At 40.1% G+C, this 21,800-nt stretch carries 21 protein-coding genes; 8 read left to right on the top strand and 13 right to left on the bottom strand.

Annotated elements, in window-relative coordinates:
* Window positions 1–242 precede the first annotated feature (242 nt).
* Complete coding sequence (gene mhpT, locus KCV09_RS04755) at window positions 243–1,475, top strand: 3-(3-hydroxy-phenyl)propionate transporter MhpT (RefSeq protein ID WP_212515615.1); 1,233 nt, start codon at window positions 243–245, stop codon at window positions 1,473–1,475.
* A 63-nt stretch (window positions 1,476–1,538) separates the two neighbouring features.
* A complete protein-coding gene (locus KCV09_RS04750; protein ID WP_004937747.1) occupies window positions 1,539–2,024 on the top strand; it encodes a MarR family winged helix-turn-helix transcriptional regulator in 486 nt (161 codons plus the stop codon).
* On the opposite strand, the gene KCV09_RS04745 is transcribed toward KCV09_RS04750, so the two are convergent.
* A complete protein-coding gene (locus KCV09_RS04745) occupies window positions 2,025–2,642 on the bottom strand; it encodes a TetR/AcrR family transcriptional regulator (RefSeq protein ID WP_004937745.1) in 618 nt (205 codons plus the stop codon).
* Window positions 2,643–3,023: 381 nt separating this feature from the next.
* Between KCV09_RS04745 and KCV09_RS04740 the strand changes: the two genes are divergently transcribed.
* From KCV09_RS04740 to KCV09_RS04725, 4 genes are all read left to right on the top strand, one after another.
* Complete coding sequence (locus tag KCV09_RS04740; protein ID WP_076032438.1) at window positions 3,024–3,986, top strand: metal-dependent hydrolase; 963 nt, start codon at window positions 3,024–3,026, stop codon at window positions 3,984–3,986.
* Between the two features lie 41 nt (window positions 3,987–4,027).
* Window positions 4,028–4,861, top strand: a complete 834-nt coding sequence (locus tag KCV09_RS04735) for an SDR family NAD(P)-dependent oxidoreductase (protein WP_004937737.1) — start codon at window positions 4,028–4,030, stop codon at window positions 4,859–4,861.
* A 23-nt stretch (window positions 4,862–4,884) separates the two neighbouring features.
* On the top strand, window positions 4,885–6,414 hold the full coding sequence (locus KCV09_RS04730; protein ID WP_151815757.1) for a flavin-containing monooxygenase: 1,530 nt from the start codon (window positions 4,885–4,887) through the stop codon (window positions 6,412–6,414).
* A gap of 114 nt (window positions 6,415–6,528) precedes the next feature.
* Window positions 6,529–7,038: a hypothetical protein gene (locus KCV09_RS04725; RefSeq protein WP_004937731.1), complete on the top strand. Its 510-nt coding sequence runs from the start codon at window positions 6,529–6,531 to the stop codon at window positions 7,036–7,038.
* Window positions 7,039–7,100: 62 nt separating this feature from the next.
* Here KCV09_RS04725 and accC read toward each other — a convergent pair whose 3' ends face one another.
* The 6 genes from accC to KCV09_RS04695 form a co-directional block, all read right to left on the bottom strand.
* Window positions 7,101–8,501 carry an acetyl-CoA carboxylase biotin carboxylase subunit gene (gene accC / locus KCV09_RS04720; protein ID WP_004937728.1) on the bottom strand — a complete coding sequence of 467 codons (1,401 nt, stop codon included), beginning with the start codon at window positions 8,499–8,501 and terminating at the stop codon, window positions 7,101–7,103.
* A gap of 16 nt (window positions 8,502–8,517) precedes the next feature.
* Window positions 8,518–8,937, bottom strand: a complete 420-nt coding sequence (accB, locus tag KCV09_RS04715; protein ID WP_004937725.1) for an acetyl-CoA carboxylase biotin carboxyl carrier protein — start codon at window positions 8,935–8,937, stop codon at window positions 8,518–8,520.
* 27 nt (window positions 8,938–8,964) lie between these two features.
* The gene (gene aroQ / locus KCV09_RS04710; protein ID WP_025096073.1) at window positions 8,965–9,414 is read right to left on the bottom strand and encodes a type II 3-dehydroquinate dehydratase; all 450 of its coding nucleotides are present in this window, start codon (window positions 9,412–9,414) and stop codon (window positions 8,965–8,967) included.
* A gap of 931 nt (window positions 9,415–10,345) precedes the next feature.
* Entirely contained in the window at window positions 10,346–11,230 is an 885-nt protein-coding gene (gene folE2, locus KCV09_RS04705) for a GTP cyclohydrolase FolE2 (RefSeq protein ID WP_025096072.1), read from the bottom strand.
* 17 nt (window positions 11,231–11,247) lie between these two features.
* A complete protein-coding gene (gene zigA, locus KCV09_RS04700) occupies window positions 11,248–12,465 on the bottom strand; it encodes a zinc metallochaperone GTPase ZigA (protein ID WP_004937716.1) in 1,218 nt (405 codons plus the stop codon).
* 160 nt (window positions 12,466–12,625) lie between these two features.
* Window positions 12,626–13,333 (bottom strand): YcbK family protein, encoded by a 708-nt coding sequence (locus tag KCV09_RS04695; RefSeq protein WP_212515614.1) that lies wholly within the window; start codon window positions 13,331–13,333, stop codon window positions 12,626–12,628.
* A 226-nt stretch (window positions 13,334–13,559) separates the two neighbouring features.
* On the opposite strand from KCV09_RS04695, the gene KCV09_RS04690 reads away from it, so the two are divergent.
* Entirely contained in the window at window positions 13,560–14,399 is an 840-nt protein-coding gene (locus KCV09_RS04690) for an ROK family protein (protein WP_212515613.1), read from the top strand.
* A gap of 90 nt (window positions 14,400–14,489) precedes the next feature.
* Here the strand turns inward: KCV09_RS04690 and KCV09_RS04685 are convergent, their stop codons facing one another.
* The gene (locus KCV09_RS04685; protein ID WP_151747038.1) at window positions 14,490–15,494 is read right to left on the bottom strand and encodes an NAD(P)H-quinone oxidoreductase; all 1,005 of its coding nucleotides are present in this window, start codon (window positions 15,492–15,494) and stop codon (window positions 14,490–14,492) included.
* Window positions 15,495–15,691: 197 nt separating this feature from the next.
* Window positions 15,692–17,110 carry an aspartate ammonia-lyase gene (locus tag KCV09_RS04680; RefSeq protein WP_025096067.1) on the bottom strand — a complete coding sequence of 473 codons (1,419 nt, stop codon included), beginning with the start codon at window positions 17,108–17,110 and terminating at the stop codon, window positions 15,692–15,694.
* 135 nt (window positions 17,111–17,245) lie between these two features.
* On the opposite strand from KCV09_RS04680, the gene KCV09_RS04675 reads away from it, so the two are divergent.
* Window positions 17,246–18,145 (top strand): LysR substrate-binding domain-containing protein, encoded by a 900-nt coding sequence (locus tag KCV09_RS04675; RefSeq protein WP_004937705.1) that lies wholly within the window; start codon window positions 17,246–17,248, stop codon window positions 18,143–18,145.
* A 70-nt stretch (window positions 18,146–18,215) separates the two neighbouring features.
* Here the strand turns inward: KCV09_RS04675 and KCV09_RS04670 are convergent, their stop codons facing one another.
* The 4 genes from KCV09_RS04670 to KCV09_RS04655 all read right to left on the bottom strand — a co-directional run bounded on the left by KCV09_RS04670 (window position 18,216) and on the right by KCV09_RS04655 (window position 21,640).
* The gene (locus KCV09_RS04670) at window positions 18,216–18,434 is read right to left on the bottom strand and encodes a helix-turn-helix domain-containing protein (RefSeq protein WP_119690511.1); all 219 of its coding nucleotides are present in this window, start codon (window positions 18,432–18,434) and stop codon (window positions 18,216–18,218) included.
* A 177-nt stretch (window positions 18,435–18,611) separates the two neighbouring features.
* Window positions 18,612–19,616 carry a cytochrome d ubiquinol oxidase subunit II gene (gene cydB / locus KCV09_RS04665; protein WP_212515612.1) on the bottom strand — a complete coding sequence of 335 codons (1,005 nt, stop codon included), beginning with the start codon at window positions 19,614–19,616 and terminating at the stop codon, window positions 18,612–18,614.
* Window positions 19,613–21,046: a cytochrome ubiquinol oxidase subunit I gene (locus KCV09_RS04660; RefSeq protein WP_055415850.1), complete on the bottom strand. Its 1,434-nt coding sequence runs from the start codon at window positions 21,044–21,046 to the stop codon at window positions 19,613–19,615. Before KCV09_RS04660 ends, cydB begins: the two co-directional genes overlap by 4 nt.
* A gap of 141 nt (window positions 21,047–21,187) precedes the next feature.
* Window positions 21,188–21,640 (bottom strand): DUF2946 domain-containing protein, encoded by a 453-nt coding sequence (locus tag KCV09_RS04655; protein ID WP_151815824.1) that lies wholly within the window; start codon window positions 21,638–21,640, stop codon window positions 21,188–21,190.
* Window positions 21,641–21,800: the final 160 nt, after the last annotated feature.

Below are 21,800 nucleotides of genomic sequence, written 5' to 3'. Positions count from 1 at the left end.
AATGACAAATTATGCTGTCTTGGATTTAATTTAATATCAGTTAAACTTACATTCAAGCGTTTTTTGAAGATTTTTATAAATTTTTTATAATATTTTGATTTTTAATATTAAAAATATTTTTTAGAAAATTTAATAAAAAAAAATATTGATTTTTTTATAAGCTTAACTGATATTTTATGTATGTTCTTTGAACATTGACAATAAAAACGTAAAGGATGTTTAGTCAAAATAAGGAAGAGACTATGGATACCGTATCGAAGGCATCGGGAAGGGCGAAACTTACGTTACTGCTGTGCTTTGCTATAGCGATATTTGAAGGCTTTGATCTTCAATCGATGGGTGTAGCAGCACCGCGAATGCGTGCCGAATTTATGTTAGATAATGCCCAAATGGCTTGGGCATTTAGTGCTGCAATTATTGGAACTCTGCCAGGCGCGATTATCGGTGGTCGTTTGGCAGATATTGTAGGCCGTAAAAAGATTTTAATTTTGAGTATTATGCTGTTCGGGATCATGTCATTACTGACAGCTTTTGCCACCAACTATAACTTATTGCTGGTGATTCGTTTTTTTACTGGTTTAGGTATGGGCGGTGCATTACCCATGATGATTACGGTTGCATCAGAAGCTGTGGCTGAAAACCGCAAGGCCACCGCAGTCAGTATTATGTACAGTGGCATTCCATTTGGAGGGCTACTGACCTCTGTTGTGGCTATGCTTATGGCAGGTGATGCAGAGTGGCGGCATATTTTTTATGTGGGTGGTATTGCGCCGATATTACTCATTCCACTCTTAATGAAGTTCTTACCTGAATCCAACAGCTATCTGCAGAAAAAAACACACCTGCAAAGTACAACACCATTTTGGGAAGTGCTGTTTGCAAAAGAAAGACGGATGTCGACCATTCAATTATGGATCAGTTTCTTTTGTACGCTGGTGGTGCTCTATTTCTTGCTGAACTGGTTACCACTGCTTATGGGTTCACAAGGATTGTCTAAACTTGAAGCCAACTATGTACAGATGGGATACAATGTAGGCGGAATTTTTGGTTCTATTTTGATGGGTATGCTGCTCGACAAGATGCGTATGAGCAGTGTGATTAAGTTTATCTATGCGGGCATTCTGGTCGCTTTGTGTTGTCTGTCGATTTCACCAACAGTTGCATTGCTGGCACTTTCTGCAGTGGGTTGTGGCTTGTTTATTGTGGGTGGGCAGTCTGCTTTATATGGTCTGGCGGCAATGTATTATCCAACCGAAATGCGTGGCACGGGGGTGGGCGCAGCAGTTGCAATTGGACGTATAGGTTCTTTTGCCGGGCCGTTGGTTGCAGGTTTCCTACTTTCGTTAGGTCAGAGCTCGACCATCGTCATTGGTTCAAGCATTCCGATTATCCTGATTGCTGCAATATCTGCACTAATGCTTGTCAGAAAGCCCAAACACCCTGTACATTTGGCGCATGGCTCAAGCGCTCAGTAACATTCTTTTAAAAGTATGGGGCTGATTGGCCTCATACTTTTTAATTTTTTATGAAGATAAATTATGCTACGTTCAAGTTCAGTTGATAGAAAAAGAGAAGAAGAGCCACGCTTAAGTTATATGATTGCTCGGGTTGACCGTATCATTAGCAAATATTTGACTGAACACCTAAGTGCGCTTGAGATTAGCTTGCCGCAATTTACTGCGCTTTCGGTGCTGGCGGCCAAACCGAATTTATCTAATGCCAAGCTTGCCGAACGTTCATTTATAAAACCGCAATCGGCCAATAAAATTTTGCAAGATCTACTCGCAAATGGCTGGATTGAAAAAGCACCAGATCCAACTCATGGTCGACGCATTCTAGTTACGGTAACACCGAGTGGACTAGACAAACTAAACCAATGTAACCAAGTGGTTCAGCAGCTCGAAGCGCAAATGTTGCAAGGGGTCGATATTAATCTGGCTTTTCTGATTCGTAATAACCTTGAATTAATGGTGAAGAATTTAAGTACATTTTCTAGTTTAGATCAATCAAAAGAGGAGCTTTAATTATTGTTCAGCTTTCTTAAGCTCGGCATTAATATAGCTCATAATCATGGTTTTCAGTCCATCTACCAACTCGTCAAAACTGATGTAAGGATTGGGCAAAATCAAATGCCGTGCAATATTAAAAATGCCGCTGTTAATACTGACATAGGCTGTAACTGCAAGATTATTCACCTTTAAGTACTTTGGATTATGCATCATGTATTTCATGACAATATTCATCAGTTCCCGCTCAATCTGATTAATATACTTGTCATAACGCAGTTCATTGGCATGTCGTAAACAAATCAGATAGCGTTCATTGTTTCGGGTGAGCAAATCTCGAAAATTATAAAAAATAAGTTCAATGACAGATTCTAGCTCCATATCCATAATGACAGGCGTAAGATCTTTAATCATTTTTAAAATTTCTTGTACAAATGATGCCGCCATCGCATCGTAAATTTCTTCTTTATTTTTAAAGTATTCATATAAAGACCCAACACTGACACCTGCAATATCTGCAATATGCCGAGTTGTAGTTCCGCTCATACCATGCAACGCTACAGATATAAATCCAGCTTCAATAATCGTATCTACCGTGACTTTTGCTCGTGTTTGACGTGGCTTTCGAGTGCTCAATGGATATTCCTTAAATCCGAACAATAATTCAAATTATCATGTTAGGCCAAATACAACAATTTAAAAAACATAAATCCGAACAGCAAAAAACACAACAAACTTCAGCCAGTAAGCACATCAAAAATCGAAGATTGTCAGTTGCGCAAAGCATCAAATTTAATGGTACTTTTAGTCAATATGTTAAATAAATTTATTAAAAATTAATAATTTAAAATAGATGAAGGTTTGAGTATAAATAAATAGCCTAAGCTGTATTAAAGTTTATCAGATGATCTAGACCCGAATTGAATCCGAACAACACATCGGATTAGCATGAAGATGTGTAAAAAGTCTGAACAATCTTTCAGCTTAATCCATTGAATGCTTTAAGAAGGTGTCGCCATGATCTCGACCGCAGTAAAAAAATCAGTCCAAGCTTTCAAGCCCATGCCTAAATTTGAGTTACCAGATTATACCCAAAAACCTGCAATTCCAATTCGTCATATTGCAGTTGGATTTGATGGAAAAGAGATTGATTTTGCGTTTTACATGAACAATCAATTTGCCAGTACTTTTTTCGCAACGCTCTCTGTGTTTTTGACGTATGGTGAAGATCTGGTCATTGAAACCGCACGGTATCATCGTGATTTCGTGAAAGATCCGCTATTGAAACAGCGTGTGACATCACTGATCGGACAAGAGGCGATTCACTCTAAACTTCATAATGAATTTAATGACGCGATTGCACATGAAGCCGTTAATTTCCCGGTAAAACTATATCGCTTTTTGGGAGAGAAGTTTTTTGACAATATTTTCTTAAAATTTCCACAACCACTTAAGCTCTCCATGATGGCCGGAATCGAGCATTTTACCGCCGTGCTTGCAGAATACATGATGAAGCACGAGAAAAATTTCTACTATTCAAATGATGCCAAAACACGTGCGATGTGGATGTGGCATATGCTTGAAGAGTCGGAGCATAAAGATATTGCGTATGATGTCTATCAATTACTCAATGGAAACTATGCATTACGTGCAGCAGGCTTCTTTATAGCCTTTGGAACTATTTTGGGATTGATTCCGTTTTCAACATTGTTTGTACCAGTTTTACGCCAACCAAAAGACCTTGTGACACGCAAATTCTGGAAAGATGCCAAACGCGGTGTAGCGCTGATCTTTAGTCCAAATGATGGTGTTTTTGGTAGCACTATGGGGCAAATCTTTGACTATTTACGTCGCGATTTTCATCCAAATGATCACGATACCAGTGAATACCTTGAGTATTACAAAGAAAAACTACTCAAAGAAGGTGGTGCCATTGCGCCGTATCTTGTGAAAGTTTTTACACCGGCGCTTCGTAGCTAAATCGATGCAATTGCAATGCTCAGAAAAAAGGACACATCACGATGATGCTATTTGGACGGAAAAATAAAAAACCAAGTTTTAACGCCTATGCAGTGGTTACAGGTGCGGGAAGTGGTATCGGGCGCAGTTTTGCTTTGGAGCTTGCAAAACGCAAAGCTACAGTTGTCTGTGCAGATATTAATCTGACTGGTGCTGAAGAAACGGTACGCTTAATCGAGCAATTAGGTGCAAAAGCGTTTGCGATTCAATGTGATGTGAGTCAAGCAGAACAGGTCAAGTCTCTGGCGGAGCAAGCCGAGCATCTCATGCAGCATCCGGTAACATTGGTGATCAACAATGCTGGGGTTGGCTTGGGTGGAAAGTTTGATGAAATCAGTTTAGACGACTGGCAATGGGTGACCAATATCAATTTATGGGGTGTCATTCATGGTTGTCATTACTTTGTGCCTAAGTTTAAACAACTTGGTTATGGTGCCATCATTAATGTTGCATCTGCGGCATCGTACACTGCGGCACCTGAAATGACAGCCTATAATGTCACCAAAGCTGGTGTTCGTGCGTTGTCTGAAACTTTGTACGCAGAGCTTGGTAAGTTTAACGTAAAGGTGAATGTATTGTGCCCAACTTTAGTACCCACCAACATCATCAAAAACGGCCGTATACCGGGGCGCTATTCAAAACTTGCAGATCATGCCCTGATGAATTTTGCCTTGACCACCAGTGATGCAGTAGCACGTTTAACACTCAATCGTCTGGATGCGGGTGAGCTTTATACCATTCCACAACTTGATGCCAAACTTTTCTGGCTGATGAAACGGACGTCACCTGTGCTTTACACCAAATTTTTAGGTCTATCGTACAGTTTATTTAAGTAAATTTGATTTGAAGGTAAACCACCATGACAGCAAAATTAAAAGAAGTGACAACTGCTGAAAATGCATCAAAAATGCCGCAACATATTTATGATACTTTTATTGTAGGCGCAGGTATTTCAGGCCTTGCTGCTGCAAAACGTTTAGATGATGTAGGCTATGAGAATTATAAAATTATAGAGAAAGCCACTCGTGTTGGCGGGACATGGCGAGAAAATACTTATCCTGGCTGTGGTTGTGATGTGCCATCTGCCTTGTATTCGTACTCTTTTGCGCCCAGTAGTAAATGGAGCCATTTATTTGCACGCCAGCCTGAAATTTTGAGTTACTTGGAAGAAGTAAGCCAAACCTTTCATATTGATCAAAAAATTGAATTTGGAACTGAGCTCATTAAAGCCAGCTGGAACACCGAACAAAATCTTTGGGTACTGGAAACTTCAAAAGGAACCTATTTGTCACGTACAGTTATTTTTGCAACAGGCCCGATTACCGAAGCACAAATTCCCAAGTTAGACGGTTTAGATACATTTAAAGGTGAAATGTTTCATTCTGCAAAGTGGAATCATGATTATGATTTAACTGGAAAACGGATTGCGGTCATTGGTACCGGCGCTTCTGCCATTCAGTTTGTGCCGCAAATTCAGCCTTTAGCCAAAGAGCTGTATGTATTTCAGCGTACTGCACCATGGGTTATTCCAAAACCTGATATGGAATTGGGTAATGTAAGTAAATCACTGATTGAGCGCTTTCCTATTATTCAGGCCACGTGGCGTCAGGCCGTGGCGCAGTCACTTAACGCAATCAATTTCGGTTTACGTAATCCTGCTGTGTTGAAGCCAGTGGGCGAAATATTTAAGCAAGTACTTAAAACGCAAATCAAAGATCCTGAACTACGTAAAAAAGTTACACCAGACTTTACCATTGGTTGTAAGCGTCTATTGTTTGCAAACAACTATTATCCAGCATTGCAGGCAGAAAATACTCATTTGATTCCTCATGGCTTGGTCAAAGTTGAGGGTAATACCGTGATTGCAGCCAACGGTGAAAAACATGAGGTCGATGTCATTATTTGGGGTACGGGTTTTGAAGTTTCACATCCTCCGATTGGACGACGTGTTTATAACGAAAAAGGTCAGTGTTTACACGATTTGTGGAAAAGCACATCACCGGAAGCATATTTAGGCACTAATATTGAAAATGTACCCAATGCATTTTTGGTTCTTGGTCCGAATGTACTGGTCTATGATTCTTTTATTGGCTTGGCAGAGGCGCAACTTAATTACATTGTAGATGGTTTGCAAAAAATCAAAAAACATAAAATTAGTAAACTGACCGTCAAACCGCAAGTCCTTAAATACCACAATGAGCAGGTTCAACAACACCTTCAAACCACGGTTTTTAATGCTGGTGGCTGTAAAAGTTACTATTTAGATGCCAATGGCCGTAATTTTGCTGCATGGCCGTGGTCGTTGAAAACATTAAGACAGCGTTTAGCGCATTTGAACTTACGCGATTACGATGTGAGCTACGAGACTGTTGGCACACATATTCGCTAGGTAATATCTTTTATCGGCATGAATCCGGCATATAATCGGGTTGATGCCGATTTAAATTGTTCATATATGGTTATGATTAGATGAAAGCAATTAAAAATATGCTAATTTAAGTGTATGCATTTAGTCGTTAATAAATCTATGAAAAATATCTATATTGTTGGTTTATTGTGCTTCTGTTCTACATGGGCCATGGCTGAGGCGCCTTTAAAAGCACCTGAGGCTTCTGAACAACCGCAAACTATGGATTTAAATCCGAGTACCATTAAAATTGTGACTCGTCCTGAAATTATGGGCTTGTGGGGAATGGAAATTCCTAATAATAAAAAATGTACTGAATATTATAACTTTCGAAATGCCAACGAAGTGATTGTAAAAAGTGGTCAAGAGTGGTCTTACGGTATTTATGATTATCAACCATCACCAGATAAAAATGAGCAGTTGGCTGGCTTGATTATGCAAATCAAGTACGACAACAACGAAACTGATTGTTCTGGTCAAAAAGTCGATCAGTCAGGTGAGGTGTCGCAGTATTTTGTACACTGGAAAAATGCAGATACCATTAACTTCTGTGCCAATGAAAAAGGTCAGCAATGTTTTGCAACGCTGCGCAGAGTCTTACCTTAAGCAAGAGCACGAATAAAAAAACCTCTCATGAATCCATGAGAGGTTTTTTTATGAAATGACGATTACGCCTTTTCAGTTGTAGCATTTTCTTGTGTTGCAGCTGCAGCAGGCTTTTCAGCTTCAAGCTGTTTTAACAAGTGCTTTTCAAGATAATGAATATCCATGGCTTGTTTTAAAAACTCGGGATCTTGTAAGATCAAGTCTTTATGCAATGGAATATTGGTTTTTACACCTGTCAGAATCATCTCGTCTAATGCTTGACGCATACGAGCCATAGATGTTTCGCGATCTTTACCATGTGCAATGAGTTTTGCAATCATTGAATCATAGTAAGGCGGAATGCTGTAGCCCGAATAAATATGCGAATCTAGACGGATGCCTGCACCACCTGGTGCGTAGAAGCTATCGATCTTGCCTGGAGAAGGTAAGAAAGTGGTTGGATCTTCTGCGTTGATACGACATTCGATGGCATGGCCATGAACTTCAATTTCTTCTTGTTGCAGTTCTAAACCTAAACCAGCAGCAATACGTAATTGTTGTTCAATAATATCGATACCTGTCACCATTTCAGTTACAGGATGCTCAACCTGAACACGTGTGTTCATTTCGATAAAGAAGAATTCGCCGTCTTCAAACAAGAATTCAAACGTACCAGCACCGCGGTATTGCATGAGTTTACATGCATTCACACAAGCTTCTAAAATATCGGCACGTGCTTGCTCAGGTAAACCAGGAGCAGGTGCTTCTTCTAGCACTTTTTGGTGACGGCGCTGAAGCGAGCAGTCACGATCGTACAGGTGAACTGCATGGCCATTACCATCGCCCAAAACCTGAACTTCCACATGACGTGGCTTCTGCAAGAAACGCTCCATATAGACCGTATCGTCGCCAAACCACATTTCTGCGTCACGCTGAGCAGCCTGAACAGATTCAAGCAACGTATCTACACGCTCAACAATACGCATACCACGACCACCACCACCAGAAGCAGCTTTTACAATCAGCGGAAAACCGATTTCTTTTGCTTCTGCCAAGGCATTGTGAATAGTGACGGCATGATCACATCCTGGTACGGTCGGTACGCCTGCTTTTTTCATGGCAATAATCGCCGAAACTTTATTACCCATCAGGCGAATATGTTCAGGACGTGGACCAATGAAAATAAAACCAGAAGATTCTACAATTTCTGCAAACTCTGCATTTTCAGAAAGAAAACCGTAGCCAGGGTGGATGGCATCTGCACCTGTAATTTCTGCTGCAGTAATAATTGCTGGGATGTTTAAATAGCTATCACTACTCGCACCCGGTCCAATACATACCGCTTCATCAACAAAACGTAAGTGCATCAAGTCTTTGTCGGCATCTGAATAGATACCCACAGTCTTAATGCCTAATGATTTGCAAGCCCGGGTAATTCGTAACGCGATTTCACCACGGTTTGCAATTAATACTTTTTGCAACATAGCTATCCCCGTGAGATTATGCGCGGAAGCGGAATAATGGTTGACCAAACTGGATTACATCACCATTTTTTACCAAAATTTCTTCAACCACGCCACTTTGAGTTGCTTCGATCGGGTTCATGATTTTCATTGCTTCGATGATACCCAAAGTTTCACCAGCAGAAACCGTTTGACCAACTTTTACAAATGGAGCTTCACCTGGGCTTGGAGCAGCATAAAATACGCCGACCATTGGAGAAGTCTCTACCGCACCACGAGGGGTTTTAGGCGCTGGAGCCGCTGGCGCTGCCGCCGGCGCAGCTGCAATTGCACCTGCTGCAATTACTGGTGTTGGGCGAGTAAGAGCGATAGATTGATCACCTTCTTTAACCTCAATCGCTTGTAAGTCAGATTCAATCATCAAATCGATGAGTTTCTTAATTTTGCGAATATCCATAGGTGAATGTTCCTAAATCGTGTTGGATTAAATAGATGGTTGAATTTTCTGGATGGCGAAATCAAGAGCAAAGGCATAACCTTTGGCTCCCAAACCGCAAATTACGCCAACCGCTTTATCGGACAAATAGGAATGATGTCTGAAAGCTTCTCGAGCATGAACGTTCGATAAATGAACTTCAAGAAAGGGGATATCTACACCTAACAGTGCATCCCGCAGCGCAACCGATGTATGTGTGAGTGCTGCTGGGTTAATAATAATCAGTGAAATTCCGTCAAGTCTGGCTTGATGAATACGATCAACAATGGCACCTTCCCAGTTACTTTGAAAAGTTTCTAATCCGATACCTTGAGATTCTGCTTGGGTTTTGAGTTGCTGATTGATATCATCAAGTGTCAGATGACCGTACACCTCTGGCTCTCTTGTTCCTAAGAGGTTCAAATTCGGTCCATGAATTACCAAAATGGTTGAACTCATTCAACTTGCTCCAATTTATCAATGTGCAAACCATACTTGCAAAATCTATGCAAAATTTGCTCTTTCAGGCATATATTTCTGCTTTTGATTATCAATTTTGTTAGTAATTGAGCAAAGACTATATGCCAAATTTCATAGCATATATTGTAAACTTTGCGAGAAATGCGCAATGTTAAAAAATGACAAAATTCGAGTCTGTTTGTTTGTCACACAATTTAAACAGAATTGACTAAAACATCTCGCTGAATGGACAGTAATTAAGATGTAGCGAATCGAAATATAACATCCAAAATGAGAAAGCTTTAGATTCGAAATGTGGAAAAGGGATTAAAAAGTGTGCTCAATTCTGAATTTCACAGGTCTTTTTTTGTTGCCAAAGAATGCATAATCAATTCAAGTGAAGTTAAAAAATTAGGAGAATTATTAAGAGAAAATAGCTTTTTATATTTATAAACTATTGAAAAAAATAAAAATTATTATGAAGCGTAAAAATTCAATCTATTTAAAATCCTTTTTAAATTTAACTAACATATTGTTTTTTAGTCAGAAAACTCAATGACTCTTTGAAGTTATATGCTTCAATTTTTTTTCATGATCTGGCTTAAGTAAATGGCCTTTAAAGTCATGAACTGGCTGTAGTTCATATTACAAGACAATGCTAAATGACTTTTTTGATCATTTTGACTGATCAAAAATGATATAAAAAGCCATTAACGATTTAGATCGTATTGGCAAAAGATAAAAACAAGCAATTTCAGTGATTTCCTAGACACGAAAGAATGATCTTTTTCTAATCAATTGTATTTCTATCTCAAAGATTCATCCGATATTTTATTTAAATTGAGCTATTTTGATACTATGTATCAAAATAGCCTAAGCAAAGCAGATAAATTTATAAAAGATCGTAAACTTACCTTTAAAAAATTACGAGTCAAGATGACATCGAAATTGCGACTGCATCATGTGCGTGCAAACTTTCTTGATGAATCACTTTAATTGACCATTTTAATGATGTTTTATCAAGTTCACTCGATAAACGTCTGGCTGCATCTTCAACAAACATTAAATTTTGTCCGTTTAACTGCGCAAAAGCTTGTTCATCAGCTCGTTTTACCGCAGTTTGAGTCGGTGTCTTTAAGGCTTGCTCAACTTTATCAATCAATTCAGTTAAATTTATCAATTGCTTGGCATCATCTGTTTCAATCTTAATCTGCGCAATACTACGTTGGCTATGAGGCGTTGCATAAGTTGCATGTTCTTCAAGCCATTGCTTTATGTCTGATTTTGGCAATGTGTACGTGTCTTTAAATTGTAGTTCAAATGCCTGTGCAATCAATTGGCGCGATAATGCCGCTGAGCAGGGGCAGGTCGATGAGTACGAGACATCAACTGCATAATTTATCTGAAATTTATGATTGATCAGCTCTGCTTCGATGCAAACAGGATAGCTTTTCCATCCATTCAGATCTGCGCTGACCAGTGCAGATCTGCTTAGCATCAAATCAAATTTCAGCACAATCTTTGCAGCATCACTACCACAATCTTGATGGCTAGAAATGATGTCTTGCAAAAGTGAATGAATGGCCGAAGCATCTAAGTCATGTAATTCATTGAGTAAGCGATACAGACGCGACATATGAATGCCTTTAATATCACTTTTTGGCAGATTGACATATATATCAACTTTGGCACTTAATGGATAATAAAATTGTTGAATAGAAAGGGGAAGGTCAATGCCTTCCATACCAACCCATTTCAGTGCGATCAAATTATTTGGTAATTGTGAAACGCAAACGTCTGGAAGTGATGAGTTCATAAAAGTTTATACATCGGTTAATTGAGTGAAGGCCAGTTAAATGGATTTGAAAATTTGATCCATTGCTGTGGACCAAGTGCCATTTCGGTGTCTGTGAGTAAGCACTGATCGAATTGCATGATCAGATCTTGCTCATTCATCTCCATGCCAATCATGACAATCTCTTGACGAGCATCACCCACTTTTTCATCCCAGTTTTTTTCAATTGCCGCCAGCGATTGATCATCTTGAGGCCAGTTTTCAGGCTCAGTTGCCGCCCACCAACTACCCGCTACGCCATGGCGTGCCATTGCACCTGCTTGCGACCATGAGCATGCAAGTGTTGGCTCACATGCCAACCAGAAAAAACCTTTTGACCTGACAACCCCTGGCCATTCAGAATTAATAAAGGCATAAAAGCGCTCAGGATGAAATGGACGGCGTGCACGATAAACAAAACTGCTAATACCGTACTCTTCAGTTTCTGAAACATGCTCTCCACGTAGTTCTTTTAACCAACCCGGTGCCTGAGATGCTTGATCGAAATCAAATAATCCAGTGTTTAACACAGTATCTAGTGATACGCGTCCAAATTCAGAAATTTCGATTTTTGCGCGTGGATTAAGCTTGTTCAAAATAGCAATCAGACGTTCTTTTTCTTCGCTATTAATTAAATCAATTTTATTAAGGATAATCACATCACAAAATTCAATTTGATCGATCAATAAATCGACTACGCTACGCTGGTCATCTTCACCTAAAGATTCCCCACGATCATTTAACTGATCATAAGAGCTGTAATCTCGAAGAAAATTAAATCCATCGACTACAGTCACCATGGTATCTAATTGTGCAAACTGGTTAAGAGAAATACCGTCTTCATCTGCAAAAGTGAAGGTTTCAGCCACAGGGAGAGGCTCTGAAATACCTGTAGATTCAATCACCAATTGATCAAACTTATTTTCTTCTGCCAAGCGTTTAACTTCAATCAGTAAATCTTCCCTTAAAGTGCAGCAGATGCAGCCATTGCTCATTTCGACCAGTTTCTCATCGGTTCGAGATAGTTCTGCGCCACCATTTTTGACCAGCGCAGCGTCGATATTGACTTCTGACATATCATTGACAATGACAGCCACACGGCGACCTTCACGGTTGTTTAAAATATGATTCAGTAATGTGGTTTTTCCGGCGCCCAAAAAGCCTGAAAGTACGGTAACTGGGAGTTTATGTGACGGATTGGCTAAGGAGCTGACCATTTGCTATGTCCTTTTTAAAGAAAACACACCGATATCACTGCGATGGATTGCCAAAAGTAGTGATTTAATCTCATAATGTTATGTTATAATATAACAAATAATCAATCAGATTTTATGTGTTTATCTTTCTTGGGCTACTTTAGCTGCTTAAATGGCTTATTTATTCAATTTTTTCACCACAAATTGAGCTATGCCAAGTATGGTCTGGTCCCCATGTTCGAAAGCCCTTGGTGTCGATATGAATTTGACCAGAACTATAAACGCCTAAGCCCATGTTGTAGCGCTGACCTTCAGTTTGCCAAAATTTACATAATTTGCGTTTGCTGCTGGCGATGCGCAGCTGATCTGAATCTGATGGAAATTCTGGCCCAATGCGAAAATCTATCGCCGAGTTTTGCATATGAGAAGACTCTTTTGCGCCACCTACGCAAGCGTTAAGCATTGGTGAACGATAAGCAGAAGTCAGTTCGATATCTGAAATGATATTGGAATTTACCAAATAGGCGAGTAACTTGAGTGTCGGTACAGCATTATTCCATACAGATGAATCAGGAACATCGTATTGATCGTACTGACATGCTTGCCAGCCACGCGCAGATCGGAATAACTCAAAATCTGGTGCAACCAGATTAACGCCTTGACTTATTAAATAGTTTTTATAGTCAGAAACACGCTTCTGATTGGGATTACGTTCTAACCATACAATATAAGAGACAGGTGCTGGTTTGGCGAGAGCAGAGGATTGTATTGCATTTGGACGTATAGATTGAATCTGTTTAGCCGATTTTGGTGGATGTTGTATAGATGTACAAGCGCTTAAAGTTAGCCCAAAAAAAGTGAAAACGGTTAAAACGTAAAAATGCTTCATTTTTGTTCATGATTAAATCTGATGTTATAGTATAACAATTAATTTGGTGTCACTCAGTCACTTTTTTGCCATAAATGATATCTCTTTGTTTAATAATCGAGATTACTTCTAGTCAAATAAATCATTCAAAGCACATAACATTAAAGAGGAACAGACAAACTTCAACTGTATTTCAACTCTTTTCATTTTATAAATAGAGCAAGAGACTATATTTTTTAGGAAAAATATGCGAAGCAGTGCTATTGGGATAGATCTGGGCGGTACAAAATTATTATTACTCTGTGAACATGCCGAGGCAATTTATAGTACTGGTATTGGGTTTACACCAGATCAACTTTTGGCTCATCTTGATAATTTTATTACGCAAAACGAACTCACGCCGAGCAGTATTGGTCTTGCAGTTCCTGGGTTGGTCAGTGCTTCGGGTGATATAGTGTTATCTGATGTGTTGCCAGCATTCAATGGCTGGCAAGCGGCTCAAGCGTTACAGGCTTGGTGTAACACAATAGCTGTGCTAAATGATATCAAAGCGGCACTTATAAAAGAATTTTCGCACGCTTCGAAAGACGTAACCGCTGGTGTTGTAATGGTGGGTACCGCTATAGGCGCTGCTTTAATGGTGCAAGGGCGACCGCTCACTGGTACATGTGGATGGGCAGGGGAATTGGGTTATTTGCCGATTGCACAGCATGATCAGATTCGAAGATTAGACGATTTGGCAAGTGGTGCAGCACTGGTCAAAGCATCTGGCTTGCAACCAAAAGATCTGGCTTTAAGAGCACATGCAAACGATCGCCAAGTTTTAGACATGATTCAAACAGCAGGAGCTGCATTGGGGTTGGGGCTGGCCAGTGTAATCCACCTGTTTAATCCATCAAAATTGAGTTTAGGAGGTGGCACCTTGCAATTGCCCGGTTATTGGGAGGCTGCTTTACAATCAGCACAAGAAAATACCTTGCCTATGTTATGGCAAGCATGCGAGCTGAACCGGATAAAAAATGCAGCGCATGTTGTGGCGCTGGGCGCCATTCATGCTGGCTTAGATTATTCTCAAAACCGTTCATAATCTTTCACTTTCTCCATTCTAAGCTATTAAACAAAGCTGAATCAAAGCAGCCTAAAATGGAGAAATGAAAGCAATTAAGCAATACTCTATTTAAGTTTTACTCATCGAAATCACGATTTTTCCAATATGTTCGCTTTTCTCCATCGCGGTATGTGCCTGCGCTATTTGATCAAATGTAAATGTTTTATAAATGATCGGTCGGCATTGACCTTGCTCAATCAATGGCCAGACTTTTTCCTTTAAGGCTTTGGCGATGGTGTATTTTTCTTCATCGGTGCGTGCACGCATGGTTGAACCCGTCACTTTGGCACGTTTTAAAATAAGCTGCTGAAGATCAAAGTCTTTCGCGAAACGCCCTCCCATAAAGCCCAAAATAACCAAACGTCCGTCGCGTTTTAATACATTCATATTTTGCTGAAAGTATTTACCACCCACAATATCTAAGATGACATCGACACCTTGCTTTTGAGTCTGTTCCAGAATCACGTCTTCAAAGTTGTCTGTTTTGTAGTTGATTGCAGTGGTGATCGCATCTAAAGCCTGAACCTTATCGTCTGTGCCGACCGTGGTAAACGTTTTGATTCCCATGGCATGGCATAAACTCAGTGCTGTGGTTCCTATTCCGCTGGCTCCGCCATGAATAAGTGCCGTTTCGCCAGTAGTTAAACCACCAATATCGAACAAGTTTGCCCAAACGGTAAAGTAAGTTTCTGGAACGACGGCCGCTTCTTCAAAACTTAACGAGCTTGGAATCGGTAATGTTTGGGTTTCAGGCACAGCACAAAACTCGGCATAGCCACCACCATTGGTGAGCGCACATACTTCATCGCCTATATTAAAAAGCGAGACGGCACTGCCTTTGGCAACCACAACACCTGCGACTTCAAGTCCGGGAATGGGGGTTACACCTTTTGGCATTGGGTACAGCCCCATGCGCTGCAATACATCTGGGCGGTTAATTCCAAAAGCTTTCACCTGAATCAACAGCTCATGATCTTTGATTTCGGGTAGATCAGCTTCGGTTATTTTAAGTACATCGGGATCACCGGGTTCTGAAATTTCAATGTGTTTCATGCGTGTTGGTAAATCCGTCATGTGTTTAATCCTTATTTATAAGCGTAAAAGCGATGGTATCTTAAAGTAGATACGGATAATTTTGATCAATGCTACCGTTTAACTTGTGATTGCTCTATTAGATTAAAGTGAATAAATGAAAACTTGTTATCGTTTTTTAGATGAAAAATAAGTGCAAAAAAAAGGAGCGATATACGCTCCTTTTTTTATTTGAAAGATTAAGCTGTTTCAGCTTTAGGTTGTACCATGTTATCAATGGCAAGAATTTCGGCCAATTGATCATCAGATAACAAATTTTCTGCTTTAATCAGGCTTAAAACACTCAATCCGCTTTCATTGGCTGTTTTAGCAATACGGGTCGTGGTTTCATAACCCAAGTACGGGTTCAATGCAGTCACAATCCCGATAGAGTTATCTACCAAAGCTTTACAGTGTTCTTGATTCGCTGTTACGGTATCTACACATTTGGTTTGGAACATCACCAACGCATTCGATAGCAACTCAATTGATTCAAATAACTTGTATGCAATCAATGGTTCAAAAGCATTTAATTGCAATTGACCTGCTTCTGCAGCCAAAGTTACAGCCAAGTCGTTTGCGATTACTTGGAAGCATACAAGGTTAAGTGCTTCAGGAATCACTGGGTTTACTTTACCTGGCATAATTGAACTGCCTGGCTGGCGTGGTTCAAGATTGATTTCGTTGATACCAGTGCGTGGGCCACTTGAAAGTAAACGTAAGTCGTTTGCAATCTTAGACAATTTAGTCGCAGTACGTTTAAGCAAACCAGAAAGTAAAACGAAGTCGCCCATATCGGAGGTTGCTTCAATTAAATCTGGAGCAGATTTAATGTTTTTCTGGCTAATCTGAGCAAGTGCTTCAATTGCTAGCTCTGTATATTTTTGCTCAGTATTGATACCTGTACCAATCGCGGTACCACCTAAATTCATGTAATTTAAAGTGCTCGGTGCAATTTCTTTGAGCTTAACCAAATCTTTTTCAAGCGTTGTCGCAAATCCGTTAAACTCTTGACCAAGGGTCATTGGCACAGCGTCTTGTAATTGAGTACGGCCCATTTTCAAGATATGTGAAAATTCGTCGCCTTTTTGACGCAAGCTTGCAATCAGGTTTGCAAACGGGGTGTACATTTCATCTAAACTGAACAATAGACCTAAGCGAATTGCAGTTGGATAAACATCGTTGGTCGATTGCGACATATTGACGTCGTTATTTGGGTGCAGGTGTTTATATTCACCTTTTTTGTAACCCAAATGCTCAAGACCAATGTTTGCAATCACTTCGTTGGCGTTCATGTTGGTTGAAGTACCTGCACCACCTTGAATAAGGTCGATAGGGAACTGTTCATGGTAAGCACCATGAATCAACTGATCGCAGCTGTATTTGATGGCGTTTAGTTTTTGATCGCTCAATTTACCCAGTGTATGGTTTGCTTCGGCACAGGCATGCTTGACCATAGCCAAAGATTTGATCAAATTCGGGTATTGGTTAATTTTATTTGAGCTTAAATTGAAGTTTTCAATTGCTCGTAGTGTCTGGATTCCGAAATAAAACTGGTTTGGTACTTCACGCAGACCAAGTAAATCCTTTTCAGTACGAGTTTGAATTTCAGCGTTCATTCTAGTATCGCTATCTAAACAAGATAATTCATCATAGATTTGGGTATGCATAATTTCTAATGCATAGATTAATTTTAGTATGCAATTTTTGCATAGCATGATTATAATGCGCCAAACATCATATGACATGAAGCAATGAGTCTTGAAATTCGCTGGATTGAAGATCTACTCACCTTGGAACAAGAACGTTCATTTTCAAAAGCAGCAGAACGTCGGTTTGTCAGTCAGTCTGCATTTACCCGACGTATCCAACAACTCGAACAAGCATTAGGTTATGCAATTCTTGAGCGCAATTCGAGATACATGGAGTTTACAGATGCTGGACAGATTTTGCTGGCAACGGCCAAAAGCATCGAACAGCAACTTAATGCAACCTTGGCTTTGCTCAATAACTTAAATCGAAGCAATGAAGTGACGATTAAGTTTGCGGTGGTGCATTCATTAAGTTCTACTTTCTTTTCAAAGTTTTTAAGATTATTTCCAGATTATATTAAAGATTTTAAAATTGAATTGGTGGCTGCAAATGTGGGGGAAGGATTTAAACTATTAAAAGAAGGTGCTTGTGATTTTTTAATTTGCTATTCAGACGAAACTAAGCTTAAAGCCATTAATAGTGATGTACTGACCCATTTAAAACTTGGTGATACAGAAATTGTTCCTGTGACATTGATTGATGAAGATGGTAATGCAAAATATGATATAAATCATCGCTTTCCGCTTCTTTCGTATAGTAAGAACGCATATTTAAGAAATCTGGTTGATCAGGTAATTTCAAACAAACTTGAATATCGAATTTTATATGAAACCGATCATGCAAATAATTTGAAGGATTTTGTTTTACAGGGTGCAGGAATTGCATGGTTACCTAAAATTACCATTGAAGAAGATTTACTTAAGAAGAAATTGAAAATTATTAATGCACGTGAATATATTATCAAACAGCAAATTTTTATTTTTAAAAATAAAATTCGAAAAGATGATTATTTAAAAATCTTCTGGGATTCACTCCGAAATATTGAGTTCAATGCTGACTGATTCGTATTAGGACTCGTCAGAGATGTGAGTTAGCGAGGCCATGTCATCAACATGACTTCGCTTAAATAGGTTAGGCCAAATTTTTAAGCACAAAATGTGGAGATTTAATCAGCAAGCGAATTAATGCTTTGGCTGAACTAGAGGGATGTCTTACCCCGCGTTCCCAGCTTTCAAGCGTTCTGACTGAAATACCCAGCATCGTGGCCAGTTGGGTCTGAGAAATATTCATTTTCTTACGAACCTGAATAATTTCCTGCCCTAAAAAGTGGTTATCCATGTGCAGCAACATCGACTGTGTCTGTTGCGATCCATATTGCATAGAATTCACGTTAAGCATCCTTTCTTATTAATAGGCGAGCTGTAATAAGAGTCGAAAGGCCATTGCAATCAGCAATAACCCAAAGAATCCGCCCAGCCATAAAACCACGAACCATTGAAATTTCGATAATTTCATACCTATTCGCTCCTAGTGATACCCTTCATCACCTACGCGTACTTTGTCTCGAAAAACCCAGTACGCCATGATGGTGTAGGTGATAATGATCGGAATCAAAATCAGTGCACCAATTAAGGCAAACAATTGACTATTTGCCGGAGCAGCAGCGTCCCAAATGGTCACTGATGGTGGAATTATATACGGAAAAATACTGATTAAAAATCCGCTATAGGCCAAGAACAGCAGAGCCAGAATATATAAAAAGGGAGCCGATTCCTGTTTCTTGGTACATGCACGAAGTGCAAGCACACTACATATCACGACCAAAATAGGAACAGGACTAAAATACAAGAGTTGAGGTAAGCTAAACCATCGCGCTGCGATTTGTGGCTGAGACAGAGGTGTATACAAACTCACACACGCAAAAATAAACAGCAATGCGAGTATCAGCTTTGGCATAATCTTAAACATATCTTCTTGTAAACGATGATCAGTTTTCATGATCAACCAGCCACACCCAAGCGCGGCGTAAAGGACAACCACGCCCACACCCGTGAAAAGAGAAAAAGGTGTCAGCCAGTCCAGACCGCCACCAGCGTAGCGACCATCCACAATATGTATGCCTTGGATGTAAGCGCCTAGCAATACGCCTTGTAAGAAGCTCGAAAGAACAGAGCCACCAATAAATGCTTTGTCCCACAAGTGTTTGGTACGATTGGCCTTGAAGCGAAACTCAAATGCTACGCCACGAAAAATCAGTGCAATTACCATCAGCAAAATAGGTAAGTAAAGCGCAGATAAAACAGCAGAATAGACAATGGGAAACGCTGCAAACAAGCCTGCACCGCCAAGCACCATCCAGGTTTCATTACCATCCCACACGGGTGCCACGGTATTCATCATCACGTCGCGTTCTTGCTGATCTTGAATAAATGGAAATAAAATTCCAATTCCCAAGTCGAACCCGTCTAGCACTACATAGATAAACACGCCAACAGCAATAATCACGACCCAGATTAAAGATAAATCAATCATGATGTTGCTCCTTTGTCCTCATCATCCAGCTCTTCATCAGCTGCACTCAACGGTCGCATTGGGGTTTTGAATCGACCAACGCCGCCTGCTTCTTGTGGCGTGCTATGAATAAATTGTGGCCCTTTATTAATCAGTTTTAGCATGTAATAAATACCGATTCCAAAGACAACAAAGTACACCAGTACAAAAATGATCAAGGTGAGACCAACTTGTTCGGCAGAGACAGGAGAGATTGCATCTTTAGTGCGCATCACGCCATAAACCACCCAAGGCTGACGACCAACTTCGGTGGTAAACCAGCCTGCAAGCAAGGCAATAAATCCAGATGGCCCCATCACCAAAGCAAAACGCTGAAACCATTTGTTTTCATAAAGCCGGTCTGAACGTCTGAGCCATAGACCTGCCAACGCCAACAGTACCATCAACATGCCAAGCCCGACCATAATTCGAAAGCTCCAAAACACGATGGTGGAGTTTGGGCGATCTTCCGGAGCAAAGTCTTTAAGGCCTTTAACTGTTCCGTCCATCGAGTGCGTTAAAATTAAACTACCCAAATGCGGAATCGCGATCGCATATTTGGTTCGCTCTTCTTGCATATCTGGAATCCCGAACAGATACAACGGCATGGCATGGTCGTGATTGGTTTCCCAATGACCTTCCATTGCAGCGAGTTTTGCAGGTTGATGCTCTAAAGTATTGAGACCATGTGCATCACCTACAAATACTTGTAATGGTGCCAAAACCAAAATGAGCCAGAGTGCCATGGAAAATGACTTTTTAACCAATGCATCACGACGCCCCTTGAGCAAATGCCATGCTGCAGTTGCTGCCACCAAAAGTGATGACACCATAAATGCAGCAATCGCCATGTGAGCCAGTCGGTAAGGGAAAGATGGATTGAAGATAATCGCAACCCAATCTTGTGGCACGATAATGCCATTTTCAATGCTATAGCCTTGTGGTGTTTGCATCCAGCTGTTGGACGATAAAATCCAGAACATGGAAATACAGGTACCAATCGCCACCATTAAGGTTGCGAAGAAGTGTGCATTTTTGCCCACACGGCCCCAGCCAAACAGCATAATCCCTAAAAAGCCGGCTTCAAGGAAAAATGCACTTAATACTTCATAGCTGAGTAATGGGCCTGTGACACCTCCGGCAAAGCGAGAAAACTCGCTCCAGTTGGTTCCAAACTGATAGCTCATCACAACGCCAGAGACGACACCCATACCAAAAGCGACAGCAAAAATCTTAACCCAAAACTTAAATAAGTCTTGATAAACCGGGTTTTGAGTACGCAACCAGCGCCATTCAAGCACAGCAAGAAAACTTGCTAAACCAATTGAAATTGCTGGAAATATAATGTGAAAAGATACTGTGAACGCAAATTGAATCCGCGCTAATTCTAATGCGGTTAATCCTAATGTCATGAGAGCACCTCATACAACGGATGATGTTGCTCGTGCAATTTTGCAGGCGAGTTTATATCTAACCAGTATAGGCTATTTTTTAAGCAAAACATAATGATTCGTCTCTACAACTCATTCAATTTAAAAATTAAGATAAAAAATTTAAATGGCGAGAGAGAGCGGTGGAGCGCGTCCTTGAGGAATAAGAAAGAGCTGCTGAAGTACAAAGAAAACGTGAAAAAAAGTACGTTTAAAGGCGAGATATCGAACCTGAATACGAACCAAGATTTCACTTAAATCTACATCAAGAAGAGGCACAACATGACCATAGACCACGCAATACTGACATTGATGATTCATGTCGTGATGATGATGTGATGTATCAGTTTTTATTTTCTGTTCAGCTAAATGATGCGCTGTAGCATGATGCGAATGCATGTGATTGGACATTTCAGAGTGTGCAACTGATTTGGTCGCAAAATCACCAATCTGTAGTGCTTGGGCAATAGTTTCACAGACCGGAGAAACTTGGTATTTCTCTGGTAATAGTGGCTGTAAAAACACAGCGATTTGTAAGAAGACTGCAAAAAAACCGAGCAGCCGACCATAACTCATCAACACCCAAGTGATCTCTTTTGGAAATCAATAGGCCTAGACTATACTAAAAATGTCGAATTCTCAAAGCCTTAAAAAAAATTAGCTTTAATAATTTGTTTTTTAATAAAAAATACAAAGTATTACTTGATTAACATCGTAATTAAATCTTTTTTGAGTA

Source organism: Acinetobacter soli, from assembly GCF_018139125.1.
Taxonomy (GTDB): Bacteria; Pseudomonadota; Gammaproteobacteria; order Pseudomonadales; family Moraxellaceae; genus Acinetobacter; species Acinetobacter soli.
The sequence above is the reverse complement of the archived record's forward strand: the minus strand, read 5'-3'. Positions and strand labels throughout refer to the sequence as shown.

Coding starts and splice junctions, on each gene's coding strand:
- KCV09_RS04690 (WP_212515613.1), top strand. CDS start 13,560: ATGCGAAGCAGTGCTATTGGGATAGATCTGGGCGGTACAAAATTATTA.
- KCV09_RS04670 (WP_119690511.1), bottom strand. CDS start 18,434: ATGTTGCTGCACATGGATAACCACTTTTTAGGGCAGGAAATTATTCAG.
- KCV09_RS04730 (WP_151815757.1), top strand. CDS start 4,885: ATGACAGCAAAATTAAAAGAAGTGACAACTGCTGAAAATGCATCAAAA.
- KCV09_RS04740 (WP_076032438.1), top strand. CDS start 3,024: ATGATCTCGACCGCAGTAAAAAAATCAGTCCAAGCTTTCAAGCCCATG.
- accC (WP_004937728.1), bottom strand. CDS start 8,501: ATGTTGCAAAAAGTATTAATTGCAAACCGTGGTGAAATCGCGTTACGA.
- KCV09_RS04695 (WP_212515614.1), bottom strand. CDS start 13,333: ATGAAGCATTTTTACGTTTTAACCGTTTTCACTTTTTTTGGGCTAACT.
- aroQ (WP_025096073.1), bottom strand. CDS start 9,414: ATGAGTTCAACCATTTTGGTAATTCATGGACCGAATTTGAACCTCTTA.
- KCV09_RS04655 (WP_151815824.1), bottom strand. CDS start 21,640: ATGAGTTATGGTCGGCTGCTCGGTTTTTTTGCAGTCTTCTTACAAATC.
- KCV09_RS04750 (WP_004937747.1), top strand. CDS start 1,539: ATGCTACGTTCAAGTTCAGTTGATAGAAAAAGAGAAGAAGAGCCACGC.
- KCV09_RS04735 (WP_004937737.1), top strand. CDS start 4,028: ATGATGCTATTTGGACGGAAAAATAAAAAACCAAGTTTTAACGCCTAT.
- KCV09_RS04685 (WP_151747038.1), bottom strand. CDS start 15,494: ATGACGGATTTACCAACACGCATGAAACACATTGAAATTTCAGAACCC.
- folE2 (WP_025096072.1), bottom strand. CDS start 11,230: ATGAACTCATCACTTCCAGACGTTTGCGTTTCACAATTACCAAATAAT.
- cydB (WP_212515612.1), bottom strand. CDS start 19,616: ATGATTGATTTATCTTTAATCTGGGTCGTGATTATTGCTGTTGGCGTG.
- KCV09_RS04675 (WP_004937705.1), top strand. CDS start 17,246: ATGAGTCTTGAAATTCGCTGGATTGAAGATCTACTCACCTTGGAACAA.
- KCV09_RS04725 (WP_004937731.1), top strand. CDS start 6,529: ATGCATTTAGTCGTTAATAAATCTATGAAAAATATCTATATTGTTGGT.
- zigA (WP_004937716.1), bottom strand. CDS start 12,465: ATGGTCAGCTCCTTAGCCAATCCGTCACATAAACTCCCAGTTACCGTA.
- KCV09_RS04680 (WP_025096067.1), bottom strand. CDS start 17,110: ATGAACGCTGAAATTCAAACTCGTACTGAAAAGGATTTACTTGGTCTG.
- accB (WP_004937725.1), bottom strand. CDS start 8,937: ATGGATATTCGCAAAATTAAGAAACTCATCGATTTGATGATTGAATCT.
- mhpT (WP_212515615.1), top strand. CDS start 243: ATGGATACCGTATCGAAGGCATCGGGAAGGGCGAAACTTACGTTACTG.
- KCV09_RS04660 (WP_055415850.1), bottom strand. CDS start 21,046: ATGACATTAGGATTAACCGCATTAGAATTAGCGCGGATTCAATTTGCG.